Origin of the sequence: Burkholderia sp. 22PA0099 (genome assembly GCF_047497165.1) — a bacterium.
Lineage (GTDB): Bacteria > Pseudomonadota > Gammaproteobacteria > Burkholderiales > Burkholderiaceae > Burkholderia.
The window spans coordinates 1,144,396-1,163,388 of record NZ_CP163165.1; the positions used below are offsets into that span (position 1 = coordinate 1,144,396).

Genomic DNA, 18,993 nt, shown 5'->3' on the forward strand with positions numbered 1-18,993 from the left:
GCGCCGCGCCCGCAGGTGGCGCGGCACCGGCCGCCATTGTCTTGCAAGTATCCGACCCGGATTGCAAAAGATGGACAAACGTTTGCGATTCTGCAAAAGCGGGCAAAAGCGATGGCGGCGCCGGTCGGCGCATAGTGTCTTACAAATCGCGCGGTGAGGGTCGCGTCGTTACAAATTGAAGGTAATTGTTACCTCCGCATGGATCGGGCCAGCCTACACTGGGTTTTCACTGACTGTTTCAACGGCGACACGCCCTACAGCTCGATGAGACACCCTGCCATGCGCCGAACCCGGCGCCATTCCCGCCCCGATCACGACGACGGCTTGCGCCGCGCCGAGGTTCCGGCCAGCCAACCCGCTCCGGCGCCGTCGGACACGACGCCCGAAGCATCCGACGGCCCGGCGGACGGCGAACACAACCAGGGTGGGGCGCGTCCCGAAGGGCTCGACTATCAGCGCGATCTCGGCTCCGAACAGGACGCCTGAACGATCGACGCGCGTCGCGCCCGGCATTTCGTCCATTCGAATGTTTATCCCGTCGCGCCAGGCATGCCGCGTGCTGCGACGGAAGGAACCGGTGCGTCCGTGCGCCGCTTCGTTCAAACACAGGGGCAGGCCATATGAGCAGATTGATCGTGGTTTCGAATCGCGTGGCAGCAGGTCAGGATGCACGGCCGTCGGCGGGTGGTCTCGCCGTGGGCGTGCTCGACGCGCTCCGGCAGTCGGGCGGTGTCTGGTTCGGCTGGAACGGCGAGATCGTGGGCGAGGCCGGCGAGCCGGTGATCGAGCGCGAAGGCAACGTGACCTATGCGACGGTGGGCCTGTCGCGACGCGACTACGACCAGTACTACCGCGGCTTCTCGAACGCCACGCTGTGGCCGGTGTTCCATTACCGCATGGATCTCGCGCGCTTCGATCGGCAGGAATACGAAGGTTATCTGCGCGTGAACCAGACGCTCGCCAAGCAGCTCGTCGCGCTGATCGAGCCGGACGACATCATCTGGGTGCACGACTACCACCTGCTGCCGTTCGCGCATGCGCTGCGCGCGCTCGGCGTGAAGAACCCGATCGGCTTCTTCCTGCATATCCCGTTCCCCGCGCCCGAGGTGCTGCGCACGGTGCCGCCGCACGACGAGCTGGTGCGCTTCATGAGCGCCTACGACGTGGTGGGTTTCCAGACCGAATCGGACAAGCAGTCGTTCGTCGATTACCTGGAGCGGCGCGGCATCGGCACGGCGGCCGACGACGGCATGCTCCATGTGCACAACCGTGTGGTGAAGGTGGGCGCCTATCCGATCGGCGTGTATCCGGACGCGATCGCCGAGGCGGCCGTGCAGCATGCGCAGCGCAAGCCGGTGGCCGCGCTGCGCGATGCGATCCGCGACCGCAAGCTGGTGATGAGCGTGGATCGGCTCGATTATTCGAAGGGGCTGGTGGAGCGCTTCCAGGCGTTCGAGCGGATGCTGACCAACGCGTCGGGCTGGCAGGGCCGCGTGTCGTTCGTGCAGGTGGCGCCGCCCACGCGCTCGGACGTGCAGACCTACCAGCGGATCCGGCAGGCACTCGAACGCGAGGCCGGCCGCATCAACGGCCGCTTCGCGCAGCTCGACTGGACGCCGATCCAGTATCTGAACCGCAAGTACGAACGCAATCTGCTGATGGCGCTGTTTCGTCACGCGCACGTCGGCTACGTCACGCCGTTGCGCGACGGCATGAACCTGGTCGCCAAGGAATACGTGGCCTCGCAGAATCCCGACGATCCGGGCGTGCTGGTGCTGTCGGAATTCGCCGGCGCGGCGGCCGAACTGCCGGCCGCGTTGATCGTCAATCCGTCGGATCTGTCGCAGATGTCGGATGCGCTGGAGCGTGCACTGTCGATGCCGCTCGGCGAGCGCCGCGAGCGTCACGGCAGCAACTTCGCCGCGCTCAAGCGCAACGATCTGGGCGTGTGGCGCGATTCGTTCCTGACCGACCTGCGCAGCGTTGCCACCGCCGCTTCGGTCACGCGCCGCGTCGGTCGGCGCGTGGACGCCTGAGGCGCGCGCAAGCGGCAAGCCGGTTCGCTCCGGCATGCATCCCTTCCACGGCGGCGCTTCGGCGCCGCCGTTGTTCGTTGAGGGGACGAGTGGCCGGCCGTTCAGCCCGCGTGCGCGGGCGGTTTGGCGCCGAGCCGCAGCAGGCTCACGCAGGCCGCCACGGCCGCGAATGCGGCCGCCGCATACAGCGCGAGGGTCGGGCCGCGCGCCGGCACGATGTCGAAGATCAGCGCGACGATCGCCGCGCCGAGCGTCTGCCCGGTGAGCCGCGCGGTGCCGAGCATGCCGCTCGCGCCGCCGCTGCGATGGCGCGGCGCGGACGACAGGATGGTGCGGTTGTTCGGCGCCTGGAACAGCCCGAAGCCCGCGCCGCACAGCGCCATCCGCCAGACGATGTCGAACGGCGCCGGGTGCGCGCCGAGCATGGCGAGCGCGAGCAGCCCGGCCGCGAACAGCCCGAGCCCGATGCCGCCGAGCATGCCGGCCGAATAGCGGTCGGACAGCACGCCCGCCAGCGGCGCGACCACCATGATCACGAGCGGCCACGGCGTCATGTAAAGGCCGGTTTCCACCTGCGACAGCCCGAGCGTGTGCTGCAGCCAGAACGGCAGCGCGACGAACGCCAGCATCTGCGAGGTGAACGACGCCACCGAGGTGCTGATCGACAGCGCGAAGATCGGAATGCGCAGCAGGTCGACCGGCAGCAACGGCGCGGGCTGGTTCAACTGCCGCCGCACGAACACGTAGCCGAGCACCACCGCGCCGATGCCGCTCGCGATCACCATCGCGTGATTCTGGCTGTGGCCGAGCCCGTCGACGGTCATGATCACGAGGCCGAACACGCACGCGTTGAGCAGCGCGCTGACGTAGTCGTAGGGCGCGTCGTGGCCGCGATCGGGCGGCAGCGCGCGCAGGCCGACCGCGACGGCCGCGATGCCGATCGGCACGTTGATCGCGAACAGCCAGGGCCACGCGGCCACCGCCAGCACGGCGGAGGCGACCGTCGGCCCGACCGCCGAGGACAGCGCCACCACCATCGCGTTGAGCGCGATGCCGCGGCCGAGCAGCCGCGACGGGTAGGTCATGCGCACCAGCGCGGTGTTGACGCTCATGATGCCGGCCGCGCCGAAGCCCTGGATCACGCGCATCGTCGCGAGCGAGGTGAGCGAATCGGACAGCGCGCAGCCGAGCGACGACACGGTAAACAACGCCAGGCCGCCCAGATAGACGCGCCGGTAGCCGATCCGGTCGCCGAGCGCGGCCAGCGGCAGCAGCGAGATGGTGACCGCGAGCTGGTAGGCGTTGACGATCCAGATCGAGGCGGCGTCGGAGGCGCGCAGGTCGTGCGCGATGGTGGGCAGCGCGACATTGGCGATCGCGCCGTCGAGCACGGCCAGCGTGATGCCGAGCGCGATGCAGGCGATTGCCCAGTAGCGCTGCGGAAGGGGGAGGCCGTTATCGTCGGCGTTCATGGGCGGGCGAGGGTGCGGGCGGCGTTGCCGTGAGGCGTGGCGCCGCTCGATCGGGTTGCGGACGCAACCGGTTGGGAACGCGGCGGCGCGCCGGGCGCCACCGCCGAGGCGCTGCGCTTACTTCAGGGCGTACAGGCCCGTGTAGCTGGTCGACGCGACCTGGTTCAGATGGATCATGAAGCGCGCCACGGCGTTGGTGGTGTCGGGCGTGATCGGCAGGCTGTCGACCTTCAGCGCGTGCACGGTGAAGATGTAGCGATGCGCGGCATCGCCACGCGGCGGCGCGGCGCCGCCGAAGCCTTCGTCGCCGTAGTCGTTGCGCACCTGCACCGTGCCGGCCGGCAGCGTCGTGCTGCCCGCCGCGCCCGCGTTTTCCGGCAGCGCCGTGGTGCCGACCGGAAGGTTCACGGCCACCCAGTGCCAGAAGCCGCTGCCGGTGGGCGCATCGGGATCGTAGACGGTGATCGCGAGGCTTTTCGCCTCGGCCGGCACGCCTTCCCAGGTCAGCGCCGGCGACGTGTTGCCGCCGTCGACGCCGAAGCCGGCGTGGTTGTACTCCTGCGCTTTCGGCATCAAGCCGCCTTCGGGAAATGCGTGGGTCCGCAGCCGGAATTCAGCCATTGAAGCCTCCAGGATTCGTGGGTTCGACGAAACGGGCGCGTCGCCGAAACGGCCGTGGCTGGCACCGTGGCGCCGACGCGAACCGGGCGAGTGTATCACCGGCTTCCGGGGCGCGACGCCAGGCGCGGGCCGTGCCGCGCGCGCCGTTCAGGCCTCGAAATCGAGGCCGCCGAGCAGCACTGCGGGTTCGGTCTGGGTACGCGATCCGAAGTCGAGACCGCGTGCGCTCTGCCATCCCGGCAGCTTCTTCGCGAGCGCGTCGAGGTAGCGCGCAAAGCGCGTGCCGTCGTGATCGTCGATGACGAGCCGGTCGATTTCCTCGGAATCCCAGGTCAGCGTCAGATGCAGCGCGTGCGGATAGCCGCGCACGTGTTCGGGCGTGGTGCTGGTGACGTCGATATGGGTGGGATGGCCGTGGCCGCCGTAGGGGCGCACGTCGGCGCGGATATGCGGGCCGAGCAGCGCGGTAATGCGCTCGGCGATGCGGGGGGCGAACTCGGCGTCGAACCGGTGCGCGATATCGAGGTCCATGGCGGCGTCTCCGCAGAGTCGTTCTGGTGTCTCGAAAATCCTAGCATGCGGTTTGCCGGGTGGCTTACGGTTGTTTTCGTGACGCTTTACAGCCGTAATCGGGCGTTACCACTTGCTGCACCTGTTACGGAGGACTCGTCCCACAATGGGTTTCATCACGTACCACCTTGAGTGGAGAGCAACATGATCAACAAGAAAATTGTCGCGGTGCTGGTAACGGCCGGTGCGCTTGCGGTGGCAGGGCCGGCTTCGGCTCATGGACGTTGGCACGGCGGTGGTGGCGGTGGTGCCGTGATTGGCGCGCTGATCGGCGGGGCCGTGCTGGGCGCGATCGTGTCGTCGGCCGTGGCGCCGGCACCGGTGTACGCAGCCCCGGCTTATGCGCAACCGGTTTATGCCCAACCGGCCTATCAGCCGGCGCAGTACCAACCGGTTTATGCCGGCCCGCCCCCGGGCGCCTGCTTCGACCGCTATCGCAACGCCTACGTGCCTTGCGGTCCGCAGCCGGCGCCGGGCTACTATCAGCAGCCGGGCTGGTAAGCGCGGCAGGACGCCGGCAGGCGCCCGGAATCGACAACGCCCGCCCGGGAGATCCGGGCGGGCGTTGTCGTTTGATGCGATGACGTGACGATGGTGTTCGCGGATACAACTGGTTGCAATCCGGGGCGTAAATGATGCCCCGAGGCCCGATCAGCGGCCGTGCCCGCCACCGCCGCCGTGACCGCCACCTCCTCGGCCACCGCCGCCGCCACCTTGCCAGTGGCCGCCACCACCGCCCCGGCCGCCATGCCAGCCGCCACCACCGCCGTGCCAGCCGCCACGATCACGCCAACCGTGGCCCCAGCCGCCGCGATCCCAGCCCCCGCCGCCCCCGCCCCATACGTTCACCGTGCCGTAGACGGGCGCGTAGGCCGGTTGGCCGTAGGCATAGCCGTTCGAGTAATAGGGATCGGCATAGCCGTCGTAATAGCCGCCAGGGGCGGCGACGCAGCCTGCCAGGGCGGCTGCGATCCCGAGCGTTCCGAGCAGTCTCAGCATGATGGGGTCCTCCAAAGGTGCTGTCTGTAAGAAAGGGCAGGACGTGCATGGTTCGAGGCGAATTGTGTCGGGAGATTACAATCGCTTGACTCTCGCCGCGCGCGCCGCCACGGCGTGGCGTGCCGGCGTGAATCCTTTCGGCACCCGCCGCTCGATCAGGAGATCCTCATGCATCGTCCGAACCGGCTGTTCGCAGCCGCCGCTTTCGCCGTTTCCCTGTGCGCGTCCAGCGCCGCCATCGCCCAAACCGGCACGCCCGCGCCGGCACCTGTCACGGTTCCCGCCAACCCCGTCGCGGCGGTGCCACCGACGGCCGCCAACGTTGAGCTGACGTCGTTTCCGGCCCCGCAACCGGGCCTCCAGCGCTCGGTGATCGTGCTGCCTGCGTTGCCGCTCGAAGAGGACGTGCGTGTGCAAGTGATCGTCGGCAAGACGCTGCCGGCCGACTGCAACGTCCGCAGCTTTTCGGCGCGGTTGCAGCACGACACGGTGCCCGGCACCGGCTATCCGCTGTATCGCGTGACCGATGTCGGGCCGGTGGTGTCGACCATGATGGCGTGTCCGCCGTCGGCCGCGCCGCAAACGGCGTTCGTGATCGGTCGCGGCGACGGCTTCCTGTTGCGCTACGACAGCCGTCTGCCGGTGGTGGTGTATGCGCCGGTGGGCTACGAGGTTCGCTACCGGCTCTGGCAAGGTTCGAACGAAGTGGGCCGCGCGGCGGTGCGCTGAACGCGGCCCGGCCTGCTCAATGCAGCGAGCAGGCCAGCCAGTCGCGGATGCGGATCGCGTCGGCGAGATGGTCACGCGGGCCGGGGGCGTCGAGCAGCACGATGTCCACCGGCCGGCCGTTGATCCGATAGCGCATCACCACGCAATGCCCGGCTTCGTTGATGAAGCCGGTTTTCTGCAGCGTGATGCGCGGGTCGCCGCCGCGCACCAGCGCGTTCGAATTCACATAGCGCAACTGGCCGTGGCCCGGCCGCACGATCTGGCCGCGATCGGTCGAGAACGTGCGGATCGGCGTGTAGTGGTCGGCGGCCGCTACCAATTGCGCGAGATCGCTGGCAGTCGAGACGTTGTGCGGCGACAGCCCGGTCGGGCTCACGAAATGCGAATGGCTCATGCCGAGCGCGCGCGCCTTGCGGTTCATCGCGGCGAGGAATGCCGGGCGGCCGCCCGGATAGTCGCGCGAGAGCGCCGCGGCGGCGCGGTTCTCCGACGACATCAGCGCGATATGCAGCATGTCGCGGCGCGACAGCACCGAGCCGACCTTCAGCCGCGAGCCGGTGAATTTGATCGTGTCGCGGTCCGCCGCGGTGACGCGGATTTTCTTCGCCAGCGGCGCCGGGTGGTCGAGCCAGACGACGGCCGTCATCAGCTTGGATACCGAGGCAATCGGCCGGATCTGTCGGGCGTTGCGCTCCAGCAGCACGGTGCCGGTGCGTTCGTCCACCACGTAGATCGAGCGCGAGCGCAGCAGGCGCCGGGTGGCCGGCGAGTAGCCGCAGCCAGCCAGCAGTTGCGGTTTCGCGAAGTGGCCGATCGGATCGGCGGTTTGCTCGGCGATGGATGCCTCGCCGCGCTCGATACCGGCCGCGCTGCCGTGCGCCGCATGGGGCACCGGAGGATGCAGCGGATGCCGAGGCTTGCGCTTCGCGTGCGTGCCGCGCGCGGCGCGCTTGCGATGCACGCGCTCGTGCGATGCCACGCCGTGCTTGGGCACTGCGCGGCGGCGCGGTTTGCGATGCACGACGGGATGATGGCGCGACTCGAGCGTCGTCGCATGATGGCCGTGCCTGACGGGCCGGGCGACGCAGCGTGTGCTGTGCGCGACCTGATGGGCGGCGCAGTGGCGTGCGGTGGTGGCCGAAGCCGGGCCGGACACCGCGGACAGCAACGCCGTGGCGAACGTCATCGAGACTAGGGCGAGAAGGCGTCGGGCGGAAGGCGGGCGACGCAGCAGGGAAGCAAACAGTTGGCGAATCATGCGGATGACGGCAATTGGACTGACGCGGCCCGGGCTGGCCGGCGTCGCGCTTAGGACAGGCGCATGACGGAAAGATTCGCGCGCCGCGTTGAATGCGGCGCGTCAGCGGGTGTCAGTCCCAGAAACTGCGGATCGCGACCGCGACGATCACCGGCACCGAGAACACCAGCGGGATCGCGAAATAGGGCGCTTCGCGATCGACCACATAGCTGTAGATCACCCAGCCCGCGCCGGCCGCGAACGTGATCAGGCCGGCAATCACGGCGATGATGTTCTGCGTCCGGATGGACGGGCGGCGCTTGGGTTGGTCGGAATCGGTGGGCATCGTCGGCAGCGGAAACAAGGGCGGCACGCACGTGGTGAGAGCCGGCCGCGCGAGGCGCGACGGCGCCATGATCGCAGCAAAGCGGCGCGCCATGCAAGACGCGGGCTGGGCGCGCGGGGGCGCGATCAGTCGTTGGCGATGTCGGGCGATTCGACGCCGGCCGCGCCTTCGAGCAGGCGGCGGGTGGCTTTGTAGGAATGCAGCATCTGGTCGGGCCACGGCGATTGCAGCATCACGGCCTCGTGATTCTCGAAGGCCGACGACAGCAGTTGCGCGAGCTGCGGCGAGCGCAGGTGGCGCAGCAGCACCGACAGCGCGATCGCGGTGGCCTGGCTGGCGCCGGCCGTTTGCAGTTCGGCGGCGGTCAGCGCGGAGATTTGTTCGTTGATGTTCATGAAGGCGCCTTTCGTGTGACGTGGGCCGCGCCGGGCGCGGCAAAGGCGGGATTTTCGCACGAGCGCGGCGCGGAGATGGGCGGGGGTGCCGGCCGCCGCAGGGAACGCATGGCAGAGAACGCATGGCAGGGAAGCCATCGCAGGGAGGCCATCGCAGGGATGGCCATATCAACCATCGTGTTTCGAGGGAGCCAATCGCAGTGAGACGTCCGAACCATCTGTTTCTCGTCGTCGGGGCCGTGCTGGCGATCGTGGCCGCCGGCATTACCTGGCGCACGGTCGATTACCGGCTGTCGTCCACCGTCGTGACCGGCACGGTGGTGCGGCTGCTGGCCGGCGGCCATCATCCCGAGGTGGCCTTCGACGCGCCCGACGGCACGCATCACACGCGCCCGATCGGCACCTGGCGCTCGCTGGAGCCCGGCCAGCGCGTGCCGGTTCGGCTGCGTGCCGCGACGCCCGAGGCGAGCGCGTCGATCGATACCGAGGTGGATATCTGGGGTGTGCCGGTGTTCCTGTGCGTGCTGGCGGCGGCGTTTCTTTGGAGCGGCATTCGTGGCGCACCCACGCGCGGGCGTTACGGCTGAAAAACCTCGGCAAGCGAGGTTTATGCACAGGCGCAGCACGCCGGATGCCTGTGCATAAGCGCTGTCGGGCGGCCCGTTTCGCATATCGGTCGCCGGCTTCGCCAAGTCGCGCGCGCCGCGCGGCCGTTCGGGTGTAAATGAGTCGCTTCCCTCCGACACAGGCCGCCATCATGGTGACGACAAACCTTCGCAACCTGACGAACGCGCCGGTCGATACCGCGCGCACCGACCCGCGGCAGTCCGCGCCCGGGCAGCGGCAGGACCACGGCGACAACACGCGTCGCGTCTCGATGGGCCAACTGTCGAACATGCCGCCCAGCTTCGCGGCCCAGCAGCGCGCGGCGGGCGGGCGCACGCGCAACCGCACGGCGTCGGGGGCCGATGCCTCGGCGCACTCGGCCCATGTCGCCGCTCATCACCCGCTCGCGCCGCAGCATCACGCGATGCAGTTCATCGCGCAGCACGCGCCATCGCTGCCCGGTTCGGCTGAACTGGCGGAGCAGTACGACATTTCCGCGCTCGGGCCGATGACCGATACCGAAATGATCGGCATGACGGGGCACGCGGCGCAGCACGCACCCGCGCCGGCCGGCGTCGATCCGGACGTGCATCGCGTGCAGCAGGAGATGATCCAGCACATGACGCGCAAGATCGGCCAGGTTCAGGACGAGATGGTCAAGCACCTGGAGCAGGCCAAGGCCAAGAGCGACGACGAAGACAAAGACGACTGACGCCAGGCGCGCGCATCCACGGCACGTTCAGCCCGATGCCCCGATCCGCTGCGCGATGAACGCCAGGAAGCTGCGGATCTTCGGCGCGGTGTGGCGGCTCGGCGAGCAGAACGCCCACGCGTTGCCGTAATAATTCGTCTTGAACACCCAGTCGGGCAGCACGCGCGCGACGCGGCCGTCCTGCAGCGCCGCCGCCGCCACGAAATGCGGCACCCCGCCGATGCCGATATCGGCCAGCACCGCCTCCAGCCGCACGCCCGAATGATTGGCGACGTAGCGGCCGCGCACGTCGACAGCCACCGTCGTTCCCTGTTTCTCGAAGCGCCAGCGCGTGTCGACCGGATCCTCGCTGAGCGTCACGCAGCTGTGCGCGGCCAGCTCGCGCGGATGCGCGGGCGCGCCATGCCGCGCCAGATAGGCCGGCGTCGCGCACACCACATGCTCGATGCGTAGCAGCTTGCGGCCGACCAGGCCGGGCGGCGGATCGTCGGTGATCCGGAACACGATGTCGACCTGATCGGCGGCGGGGTCGAGCGGGCCGTCGTCGAGCTTCAGCACCACGTCCACCGAGGGGTGCGCGGCGAGGAAATCGGGGATGTTCGGATGGATCAGGAAGCGTCCGAGCGCGCGCGGGGCGCTGATGCGCAGCGTGCCTGCCGGTTCGGCCGAGCGCCGTTCGGCCAGCGACATCACCGATTTGGCGGCCGCCACCAGCTCGGTGGCATGGCGCAGCGCTTCCACGCCTTCGTCGCTGAGGCGCAGCCGGCGCGTGGTGCGCACGATCAGCCGCGTGCCGAGCGCGCGCTCCAGCCGGGCGATCGAACGGCTGACCGCCGACGGCGTCGAGCCGAGCCGGCGCGCGGCCTCCGAGAAGCTGCCGGCCTCCGCGACCTTGACGAGGGTCGCCATCTCGACCATCAACGGCGGAATCTGATTTGTGCTCACGGGGAACAGGTCCTTGCTCGGTCGCGCGTATTATCGGCCGCCGGGGTGCTGCGTACAATCGGCGCACCGTCCCGCCATTCGTTGCCCTTTCGATGAAAAAACCGCTTCTGATCGTGATCGCCGGCGAAACCTTCGCCTCGATCCGTGCCGCCCACGACGATTTCGCCGACTGGATCGAGGCCGGCCTCGTGTCCGACCCGGAAGCGGGCCTGCCGGTCGAGCGGTTCGACGCGCGCAGCGCCGAGGCCTTACCCGACCCGCGCGGTTTCGCCGGGATCGTCGTGACCGGTTCGCATGCGATGGTGACGGCGCGCGAGGCGTGGAGCGAGCGGCTCGGGCGCTGGTTGGCCGAATCCGCCGAATCTGCCGACGGCCCGGCGATGCTCGGCATCTGCTACGGCCATCAATTGCTCGGGCAGGCGCTCGGCGGCGAGGTGGGCGACCGTCGCGACGGGCGGTTCGAGATCGGCACGGTGTCGATCACGAAGACGGCCGACGCGGCGGCGGACCCGCTGTTCGGCGCGCTGCCCGCCCGTTTCGACGCGCAGGTCGTGCATTACCAGTCCGTTCATCGTCTGCCTGCGGGCGCGCGCTTGCTGGCCGCGAGCGAGGCCGATCCGTGCCAGGCGTTTCGCTACGGCGCGCGCACCTGGGGCGTGCAGTTTCATCCGGAATTTCCGCAGGCGGCGATCAAGGCGTATCTCGCGATCCTGCGCGCGCAGCCGGGCGAGCATGGCGCGGACGCGGTGCCGCCGAATGTTAGCGTGCGGACCACACCGGTCGCGTTCGGCCTGCTCGGGCGTTTTGCGCGTTTGTGCGCGGGGCGTTGAAGCGCGGGCTGTTTTAAGGCCTGCTATCACGGCCTGCTTCGCGGCCGCCCCCGCCTGCCTTGTATCTTTAAGCCTCGGACCAACTCGGGTAGCCCGAGCGGCCTCTGGGTTGAAACACGAAGCCCGTGACTGAGCACTGGGCGCCCGGGTTGGACCGTCCTTTCTTGCAGCCCGAACGGTTGTAGGAATGTAGAGTTCGCATAAACAAGGATGGGAGCGAAGGGACGTGTCCGATACTGTTTTCGTGGGAATCGATGTGTCGAGCCGGACGCTGGAGGTGGCCACCAGCACGCAAACTGCGACGTGGCAGGCAACCAACGACGCGGCCGGCATCGAACAACTGGTCAGTCAATTGCGTGAACTTCAGCCGGCGCTGATCGTGCTGGAGGCCACCGGCGGCTACGAGTTCGAGGCTGCGTGCGCACTTCAAGCCGTGGGCCTGGCCGTCGCCGTGGTCAACCCTCGCATGGCGCGCGACTTTGCGCGAGCCATGGGCGTGCTGGCCAAGACCGATGCGCTCGACGCCAGGATGCTGGCCGCCTTCGCTCGCGTGCTGCACCAGCATCCCGAGCGCGAGCGTTTCGTCAAACCGCTTGCCGATGCCGAACTCCAGCGGCTTCAAGCCCTGGTGCTGCGGCGTCGGCAACTGGTCCAGATGATCACCGGCGAGCGACAACGCTTGCGGCTTGCCCATGCTGCAGCCCGGGCCAGCCTCGAACGCGTCATCGATTTCCTCAAAAAGGAGCTCGACGACAGCGATACCGAGGTCGCCGCGCACGTTGCGCATCATCATGCCGAACTGGCGCGCACGTTGCGCAGCGTGCCTGGCATCGGCTCGACCAGCGTCGCCGTGCTGCTCGCCGAGCTGCCCGAACTGGGCAAGCTCGATCGCAGACGCATCGCAGCACTGGTCGGCGTGGCGCCGCTGAATCGCGATTCGGGGCTCATGCGCGGTCAGCGCAGCATCTGGGGCGGACGCGCCGACGTGCGTCGCACCCTGTACATGGCCACGCTCACTGGCGTGCGCTACAACCCTGTGCTGCGCGAGTACTACCAACGTCTCGTCCTCGCAGGCACGCGAAAGAAAGTCGCTTTGGTCGCCGCCATGCGCAAGCTGCTGACGATCATCAATGCCGTCGCAAAACATCGCGTCGACTGGAATCCCGACTTTCATATCGCTTGACTCACAAGACGGTTGCTCAGTCGTCCTGCGCCGCACACTCCACCGTCACTTCGCCGCGCTGCTCGAAGCGCGCGAGCAGCGCGGCCTCGGCCTGCGCGTCGGTGACGAGCGTCCAGTTGCGATCGAGCGGCGTCCAGTGCTGCTGGCTTGCGCGTTCGAGCTTGTTCGACGTGACCAGCACCAGCACCTGCGCGGCCTGCGCGGCGATGCATTCCTTCAGATAGGCCTGCTCGGCCGACGCCTCGCACAGGCCGCGCCCGGCCACCACGCCATCCGCGCCCAGGAACGCCTTGTCGAAACTGACGCGCGACAGCGCCAACTGCGCGATCGGCCCGAGCGTGCTCATGCTCGACGGACGCACGTCGCCGCCGAGCAGCGTCACGCGCACCTCGGCCACCGCCAGCGTGGTGACGGCCAGCAGGTTGTTGGTGACCACGTGGATGTCGCGCCGCCCCGACAGCCAGCGCGCGAGCGCGGCGGTGGTGGTGCCGCCGTCGAGAAAGATCGTGTCGCCGTCCTGCACGTGCCGCGCGGCCGCGCGCGCGATCGCTTCCTTCTGTTCGCGAAAGCTCGCGCGTCGGGTGTCGAGCGATTCCTCCGGCTCGTGCATGCCGACCGATGCCGCGCCGCCATAGGTCCGCACGATGCGCCGCTCGTCGGCGAGCGCGCGCAGGTCGCGCCGCACGGTCGCCTCGGACATGCCGAAATGCTCGCAGAGCGCGGCGACGTCGTTCATGCCGGACAGCACGGCCTTGAGCATCGCCTCGCGGCGTTTCTCGACTTTCATGAAGTTCCTGTGCAGTGTTTCGATGCTTGCTGGAGACGAGGCTCGCCAGTGTAGCGGACGCTCCGCGCCCGGCGCCTGCCCGGCGCGCTTCGATCGAATGACCGATATTCTGATCGATTCGATCAATATGGAGCGATTTTTTGCACCAATCGATCAGGGTAATCCCGTGTGAACGAGCAATTGCCGAAGCCCGATGTTGTCGCTACACTCCGTTTTGATCGAATCGGTCAAAGTGTGACCGATTCAAACAGAAACTGCCTGGGGAGACACGGATGGCTCAGATTCACATCAAGCGCGCCATCGAGCGCGTACCGGGCGGGATGATGATCGTCCCGCTGCTGGTCGGCTCGTTGATCGCGACGTTCCTGCCGACCATGCCGAAATTCTTCGGCTCGTTTACCAACGCGCTGTTCACCGGCTCGCTGCCGATCCTCGCCGTGTTCTACGTGTGCATGGGCGCGAGCATCGACGTGAAGGCCACGCCCTACCTGCTGAAGAAGGGCGGGGCGCTGTTCGTGACCAAGGTCGGTGCGGCGATCGTGACGGGCATCGTGCTGGGCCATTTCCTCGGCGAGCAGCCGGTGTCGTCGGGCCTGTTCGCGGGCATTTCGACGCTGGCCGTGGTGGCCGCGATGAACGACACCAACGGCGGCCTCTACATGGCGCTGATGGGCCAGTACGGCCGCTCGGAGGATGTCGGCGCGTACACCATCATGTCGCTCGAATCCGGCCCGTTCCTGACCATGGTCACGCTCGGTGTGGCAGGCTTGTCGGCGTTCCCGTGGCCCACCCTGGTCGGCAGCATCTTGCCGCTCGCGCTCGGCATGCTGCTCGGCAATCTCGACCGCGAAATGCGCGCGTTCCTGAGCCGCGCGGTGCCGGTCATGATCCCGTTCTTCGCGCTGGCGCTCGGCGCCGGCCTCGATCTGCACAAGGTCTGGCAGGCCGGCCTGCTCGGCATCCTGCTCGGCGTCGCGGTGGTGATCGTGACGGGCGTGCCGCTCTACATCGCCGATCGCCTGACGGGCGGCACCGGCGTGGCCGGCGTGGCGGCGGCCAATACCGCGGGCAATGCGGCGGCGGTGCCGGCGCTGATCGCGGCGGCCAACCCCGTGTACACCGAAGCGGCCAAGTCGGCCACGCTGCTGGTGGCGGCCTGCGTGGTGGTGACCGCGATCGCCTCGCCGATCCTCACCGCCGCGGTGGCCAAGCGCGTCAACGCCAAGGGCGGCGCGCGAGCCGGCAACCCGGTGCGAGAGGGCGCGTGATGAGCACGTCCGGTCTGCTGATTGTTGCCGACGACCTGTCGGGCGCCGCCGATTGCGCGATCGCGTTCGCGGCGGCCGGGCGGCGCACCGTGGTGTCGCTCGACGCGAGCGTGCCGGTGCGGCCGGCGGCGGTGGTGGCGGTCGATACCGACACGCGCCGCCTGACGCCCGCCGAAGCGGCACAACGCGCGGCGGATGCCTGGCGGGCGTTGCAGGCGCCGGGCCGTCGGCTCTACAAGAAAATCGATTCGACCTTGCGCGGCAACTGGGCGGCCGAAGTGGCGGCGCTCGCCGCGCTGGCCGGCCCGGCCATCGTCGCACCGGCGTTTCCGGCCACGGGCCGCACCGTACGCGACGGCCGCGTGATGGTGCGCGGCGTGCCGCTCGAAGCCACCGAAACCTGGCAACTGGACAACGCCGGCCAGGACGCCGCGCTGCATGCGATGCTGGAGGCCGCCGGCCTGCGCGTCGAGCATGTCGCGCTCGAAACGCTGCGCGTCGCGCCGCAACGGATCGCCGAACTGCTCGCCGACATGGCGCAGGGCGGTGCGAGCGCGATCGTCGTCGACGCCGAAACCGGCGAGGACCTGGCCGCGATCGCGCGTGTCACGGCTGCGATCGACGCGCCGTTCTTCTGGGTCGGCTCGGGCGGTTTGTCGCGCGAGCTGGCCGATCTGCCCGACCTGTTCGCGGCGCAACGGGAATCCGCGGCCGAACCGGTGGCGCAAACGCCGGCCGATGCCGCCGTGGCCGGCCCGCTGCTGGCGCTGGTCGGCAGCCTGTCGGCGATCTCCGAGCGTCAGTGCGTGCTGCTGCGCACCGAGGCCGGCATCGCCGAATTCATCGTGCCGCCGGCCGTGTTGCGCGAGGGCAGTCGCCACGCGCAATGGCGCGCGTGGCACGACCGCATCGGCGCGTGCCTGCGCGGCCAGCAGGACGCCATCGTGCGCATCGGCCGCGACGACGCGTTCGATCCGGCCGAAGGCTCGCACCTGTCGAACGCGCTCGCCGCGCTCGTCGCACCGTATGTCGACGGCCTCGGCGGCCTGATCGTGACCGGCGGCGAGACCGCCCGCGCGATGCTGGCCGCCGCGCGCATCGGCGGCCTCGAACTGGCCTGCGAGATCGAGGCGGGCGTCGCGCTCGGCCGCCCGGCCGACGGCCGCGGCCCGCGCGTCGTCACCAAGGCCGGCGCGTTCGGCACCGAACACGCGCTGCTCGGCGCCTGGCGGCACCTGCGCGGCGAGCAGATGCCCACGGCGCGCCGCAGCGCCTGAACCCCACGAATCCACCCTGAACGAAACACATCATGAGCAACTATCTTCCTGTTATTGGCATCACGATGGGCGACGCGAGCGGCGTGGGCCCCGAGGTCGTCGTCAAGAGCCTCGTGCACGACACCGTCTACCAGCAATGCCGCCCGCTCGTGATCGGCGATGCGCGCCGGCTGGAGCGCGCGATCGAGATCACCGGCGTGCAGGCCACCGTGCGCCGCATCGAGGGCGCCGCGCAGGCGCGCTATGAGCGCGGCACGATCGACTGCATCGACCTCGAACTGATTCCCGCCGACCTGCCGTTCGGCCAGCTCTCGCCGGTGGCGGGCGACGCGGCCTATCGCTACATCGCGCGCGCCGTCGAGCTGGCGCAGGCCAACCAGATCGACGCGATCTGCACCGCGCCGCTGAACAAGGAGGCCCTGCATGCCGGCGGCCACAAGTTCCCGGGCCACACCGAAATGCTGGCGCACCTGACGGGCGTCGAGGAAGTGTCGATGATGCTGGTCGCGCCGCAACTGCGCGTGATCCACGTCACGACCCACATCGGCATCATCGACGCGATCCGCAAGATCGAGCCGGGCCTCGTGCAACGCACGATCGAGCGCGGCAACGCCACGCTGATCAAGGCGGGCATTGCAAAGCCGCGCATCGGCGTGTGCGGCATCAATCCGCATGCGGGCGAGAACGGCCTGTTCGGCTATGGCGAAGAAGAAGAGAAGATCATCCCGGCCGTGACGCTGCTGCAGGAGCGCGGCCTCGACGTGACCGGCCCGCTGCCCGCCGACACGCTGTTCTATCGCGCCGGCCGCGGCGATTTCGACCTGGTGGTGGCGATGTATCACGATCAGGGCCACGGCCCGGTCAAGGTGCTCGGCCTCGAAGCCGGCGTCAACGTGACGGTCGGGCTGGACGTGGTGCGCACCTCGGTGGACCACGGCACCGCGTTCGACATCGCCGGCAAGGGCATCGCCGACGAAGGCAGCATGCTCGAAGCGCTGCGCCAGGGCGCCGAACTGGCGACGCGCCGCACCTGAAAGCGGCGCGCTTCGCGCCGCCCGGGCCGGCTCGCGACTCCCCTGCGCGAGCCGGCCGATGACGAAGCGGGCCGCTTCCCCCGGCGGCCCGCGTGGTCATGGGGAGGCGCGTCGTCTATCGCGTGACGCGTCGAGGTGTGGCTTATTCCTTCCTTTGCGGCGCTCTGCCGGATGTTTCGGCGGCTGGCGGCCCCAAGTCGGCCCAAGCCTGCGCAGCGATTTGCCGCGCGGCGGCCCGTGTTTTTCCTTCGATCCCGTCATCCTGCGCCCGCCTGCATCGTGCCGGGAGGTTGCTGCGCGCGGCGGCCGGCTCCGGCGCGTCATGCCGCGTAAGGTAGAATCGCACGCTGTTTTTCGACCCGGCGGAATCGGGCAGCCGGGCACGGATTCGATGCGGCGGCGATGCCGGGCCGCCGTCGCCCCAACGGGGGCACGATGCCCTGAATGACAAGGCCGGCGCCGACCGGCCTTGCGGAAAGAATGATGACCACGACAACCATGTTGGACGGCCGGGCCGAGGGGCAGTTGCCCGCAGGCCGGGCGGCGGGCGAACCGCAAGCCGATGCACGATCCACCCCGACGAACGCCGGGGCCGCCGCACCAACGGTTGCCATCCTCGTGCCCTGCTACAACGAAGCCGTGACGATCGCGGCCGTGGTGGCCGATTTCCAGCGCACCGTGCCGGGCGCGATCGTCTACGTGTTCGACAACAACTCGACCGACGGCACCGCTGAGGTCGCCCGCCGTGCCGGCGCCGTGGTGAGCGGCGTGCGCGATCAGGGCAAGGGCAGCGTGATCCGCCGCATGTTCGCCGACATCGAGGCCGACGTGTACGTGCTCGTCGACGGCGACGACACCTACGACGCCACCGCCGCCCAGGCGCTGATCGACGGCGTGTTGATCGACGGGCGCGACATGGTGGTCGGCACGCGCCGCACCGACGAGCAGGCGGCCTACCGCGCCGGCCATCGCTTCGGCAACTGGATGCTGACCTCGTGCGCGGCCTGGCTGTTCGGGCGGACCTTCACCGACATGCTGTCCGGCTATCGCGCGTTCTCGCGCCGCTTCGTCAAATCGTTCCCTGCGCACGCCAGCGGCTTCGAGATCGAAACCGAACTGACCGTGCATACGCTCGAGTTGCGCATGCCGGTGGCCGAGATCGATACCGTCTACCGCTCGCGGCCGGAAGGCTCAGAGAGCAAGCTCAACACCTATCGCGACGGCTTCCGGATTCTGATGACGATCCTGCGCCTGCTCAAGGCCGAGAAGCCGCTCGCGTTCTTCTCCGTGGGTGCGCTGCTGTGCGGGTTGCTGTCCGTCGGGCTGGCGCTGCCGCTGCTCGATACGTATTTGAAGACGGGGCTCGTGCCGCGCCTGCCCACCGCCGTGCTGTCGGTGGCGATCATGCTGGCCGGGGCGATGTTCTTGACCTGCGGCATCGTGCTCGACACCGTCACGCGCGGCCGCAGCGAGACCAAGCGTTTCGCCTACCTGGCCGAGCCCGGGCCGCTGCATCTGCGCTCGCGCCGCTGAGATGCGCGGCCAGCTGTTCCGCTTCCTGATCGCGGGCGTGCTCGGCTTTGCCGTCGACGCGTCGGTGCTTTGGCTCGCACTCGCCGCCGGGCAGGGCTATTTCGTCGGGCGCGCGCTGTCGTTCCTCGCGGCGGTCTGGACCACCTGGCAGATCAATCGCCGCTACACGTTCCGCCAATCCGACGCGCCACGCGGCTCGGCCTGGCGCGAATGGTGGCAATACCTGTTGGCCATGTCGCTCGGCGGCGCGGTGAACTACGCCGCCTACAGCGTCGTCGTGCTGAATGTTCCGGCCACGCGCTGGCTGCCGTTCGCCGGCGTCGCGGTCGGCTCGATCGCCGGGATGGCCGTGAACTTCGTCAGCGCCAGATGGTGGGTGTTCCGGCGTTCTGCACGGCCGTAAATTCTGGATT

At 68.9% G+C, this 18,993-nt stretch carries 23 protein-coding genes; 14 read left to right on the top strand and 9 right to left on the bottom strand.

Going from position 1 to position 18,993, the window contains the following annotated elements:
* Positions 1–264: 264 nt before the first annotated feature.
* Both AB4851_RS20435 and otsA read left to right on the top strand, forming a co-directional pair.
* Positions 265–486, top strand: coding sequence for a hypothetical protein (locus tag AB4851_RS20435; RefSeq protein WP_414451236.1), 222 nt, complete (start codon positions 265–267; stop codon positions 484–486).
* A gap of 134 nt (positions 487–620) precedes the next feature.
* A complete protein-coding gene (gene otsA, locus AB4851_RS20440; RefSeq protein ID WP_414451237.1) occupies positions 621–2,036 on the top strand; it encodes an alpha,alpha-trehalose-phosphate synthase (UDP-forming) in 1,416 nt (471 codons plus the stop codon).
* 101 nt (positions 2,037–2,137) lie between these two features.
* On the opposite strand, the gene AB4851_RS20445 is transcribed toward otsA, so the two are convergent.
* From AB4851_RS20445 to AB4851_RS20455, 3 genes are all read right to left on the bottom strand, one after another.
* A complete protein-coding gene (locus AB4851_RS20445; RefSeq protein WP_414451238.1) occupies positions 2,138–3,508 on the bottom strand; it encodes an MFS transporter in 1,371 nt (456 codons plus the stop codon).
* Positions 3,509–3,625: 117 nt separating this feature from the next.
* Entirely contained in the window at positions 3,626–4,129 is a 504-nt protein-coding gene (locus AB4851_RS20450; RefSeq protein WP_414451239.1) for a YbhB/YbcL family Raf kinase inhibitor-like protein, read from the bottom strand.
* A gap of 147 nt (positions 4,130–4,276) precedes the next feature.
* Positions 4,277–4,660: a DUF5594 family protein gene (locus tag AB4851_RS20455; RefSeq protein WP_414442766.1), complete on the bottom strand. Its 384-nt coding sequence runs from the start codon at positions 4,658–4,660 to the stop codon at positions 4,277–4,279.
* A 183-nt stretch (positions 4,661–4,843) separates the two neighbouring features.
* Between AB4851_RS20455 and AB4851_RS20460 the strand changes: the two genes are divergently transcribed.
* Entirely contained in the window at positions 4,844–5,200 is a 357-nt protein-coding gene (locus AB4851_RS20460; protein WP_414442765.1) for an ecotin precursor, read from the top strand.
* Positions 5,201–5,350: 150 nt separating this feature from the next.
* Here AB4851_RS20460 and AB4851_RS20465 read toward each other — a convergent pair whose 3' ends face one another.
* Positions 5,351–5,698: a hypothetical protein gene (locus AB4851_RS20465; protein ID WP_414451240.1), complete on the bottom strand. Its 348-nt coding sequence runs from the start codon at positions 5,696–5,698 to the stop codon at positions 5,351–5,353.
* A gap of 168 nt (positions 5,699–5,866) precedes the next feature.
* On the opposite strand from AB4851_RS20465, the gene AB4851_RS20470 reads away from it, so the two are divergent.
* Entirely contained in the window at positions 5,867–6,427 is a 561-nt protein-coding gene (locus AB4851_RS20470; protein ID WP_414442763.1) for an ecotin family protein, read from the top strand.
* Positions 6,428–6,443: 16 nt separating this feature from the next.
* Here AB4851_RS20470 and AB4851_RS20475 read toward each other — a convergent pair whose 3' ends face one another.
* The 3 genes from AB4851_RS20475 to AB4851_RS20485 all read right to left on the bottom strand — a co-directional run bounded on the left by AB4851_RS20475 (position 6,444) and on the right by AB4851_RS20485 (position 8,405).
* Positions 6,444–7,613 (bottom strand): serine hydrolase, encoded by a 1,170-nt coding sequence (locus tag AB4851_RS20475; RefSeq protein ID WP_414451241.1) that lies wholly within the window; start codon positions 7,611–7,613, stop codon positions 6,444–6,446.
* Between the two features lie 184 nt (positions 7,614–7,797).
* The gene (locus AB4851_RS20480; protein WP_414445638.1) at positions 7,798–8,010 is read right to left on the bottom strand and encodes a hypothetical protein; all 213 of its coding nucleotides are present in this window, start codon (positions 8,008–8,010) and stop codon (positions 7,798–7,800) included.
* Positions 8,011–8,135: 125 nt separating this feature from the next.
* Complete coding sequence (locus AB4851_RS20485; RefSeq protein ID WP_414442761.1) at positions 8,136–8,405, bottom strand: hypothetical protein; 270 nt, start codon at positions 8,403–8,405, stop codon at positions 8,136–8,138.
* Between the two features lie 200 nt (positions 8,406–8,605).
* Here AB4851_RS20485 and AB4851_RS20490 point away from each other — a divergent pair, with 200 nt between their 5' ends.
* Positions 8,606–8,992 carry a DUF3592 domain-containing protein gene (locus AB4851_RS20490; protein WP_414451242.1) on the top strand — a complete coding sequence of 129 codons (387 nt, stop codon included), beginning with the start codon at positions 8,606–8,608 and terminating at the stop codon, positions 8,990–8,992.
* 170 nt (positions 8,993–9,162) lie between these two features.
* On the top strand, positions 9,163–9,723 hold the full coding sequence (locus AB4851_RS20495) for a hypothetical protein (RefSeq protein ID WP_414451243.1): 561 nt from the start codon (positions 9,163–9,165) through the stop codon (positions 9,721–9,723).
* A 27-nt stretch (positions 9,724–9,750) separates the two neighbouring features.
* On the opposite strand, the gene AB4851_RS20500 is transcribed toward AB4851_RS20495, so the two are convergent.
* On the bottom strand, positions 9,751–10,668 hold the full coding sequence (locus AB4851_RS20500) for a LysR family transcriptional regulator (protein WP_414451244.1): 918 nt from the start codon (positions 10,666–10,668) through the stop codon (positions 9,751–9,753).
* 92 nt (positions 10,669–10,760) lie between these two features.
* Here AB4851_RS20500 and AB4851_RS20505 point away from each other — a divergent pair, with 92 nt between their 5' ends.
* Both AB4851_RS20505 and AB4851_RS20510 read left to right on the top strand, forming a co-directional pair.
* On the top strand, positions 10,761–11,498 hold the full coding sequence (locus AB4851_RS20505) for a glutamine amidotransferase (protein ID WP_414451245.1): 738 nt from the start codon (positions 10,761–10,763) through the stop codon (positions 11,496–11,498).
* A 226-nt stretch (positions 11,499–11,724) separates the two neighbouring features.
* Positions 11,725–12,681, top strand: coding sequence for an IS110 family transposase (locus AB4851_RS20510; RefSeq protein WP_414450162.1), 957 nt, complete (start codon positions 11,725–11,727; stop codon positions 12,679–12,681).
* A 16-nt stretch (positions 12,682–12,697) separates the two neighbouring features.
* Here the strand turns inward: AB4851_RS20510 and AB4851_RS20515 are convergent, their stop codons facing one another.
* Entirely contained in the window at positions 12,698–13,468 is a 771-nt protein-coding gene (locus AB4851_RS20515; protein ID WP_414451246.1) for a DeoR/GlpR family DNA-binding transcription regulator, read from the bottom strand.
* Here AB4851_RS20515 and AB4851_RS20520 point away from each other — a divergent pair.
* The 6 genes from AB4851_RS20520 (at position 13,467) to AB4851_RS20545 (ending at position 18,983) form a co-directional block, all read left to right on the top strand.
* The gene (locus AB4851_RS20520; protein WP_414451247.1) at positions 13,467–13,640 is read left to right on the top strand and encodes a hypothetical protein; all 174 of its coding nucleotides are present in this window, start codon (positions 13,467–13,469) and stop codon (positions 13,638–13,640) included. The two genes, AB4851_RS20515 and AB4851_RS20520, sit on opposite strands and share 2 nt — an antisense overlap.
* 100 nt (positions 13,641–13,740) lie before the next feature.
* Positions 13,741–14,736: a 2-keto-3-deoxygluconate permease gene (locus tag AB4851_RS20525; protein WP_414451248.1), complete on the top strand. Its 996-nt coding sequence runs from the start codon at positions 13,741–13,743 to the stop codon at positions 14,734–14,736.
* Entirely contained in the window at positions 14,736–16,013 is a 1,278-nt protein-coding gene (locus tag AB4851_RS20530; RefSeq protein WP_414451249.1) for a four-carbon acid sugar kinase family protein, read from the top strand. Before AB4851_RS20525 ends, AB4851_RS20530 begins: the two co-directional genes overlap by 1 nt.
* A gap of 32 nt (positions 16,014–16,045) precedes the next feature.
* Entirely contained in the window at positions 16,046–17,047 is a 1,002-nt protein-coding gene (gene pdxA, locus AB4851_RS20535) for a 4-hydroxythreonine-4-phosphate dehydrogenase PdxA (RefSeq protein WP_414442753.1), read from the top strand.
* Between the two features lie 483 nt (positions 17,048–17,530).
* Entirely contained in the window at positions 17,531–18,580 is a 1,050-nt protein-coding gene (locus tag AB4851_RS20540) for a glycosyltransferase (RefSeq protein ID WP_414451250.1), read from the top strand.
* A gap of 1 nt (position 18,581) precedes the next feature.
* Entirely contained in the window at positions 18,582–18,983 is a 402-nt protein-coding gene (locus AB4851_RS20545; protein ID WP_414451251.1) for a GtrA family protein, read from the top strand.
* Positions 18,984–18,993: the final 10 nt, after the last annotated feature.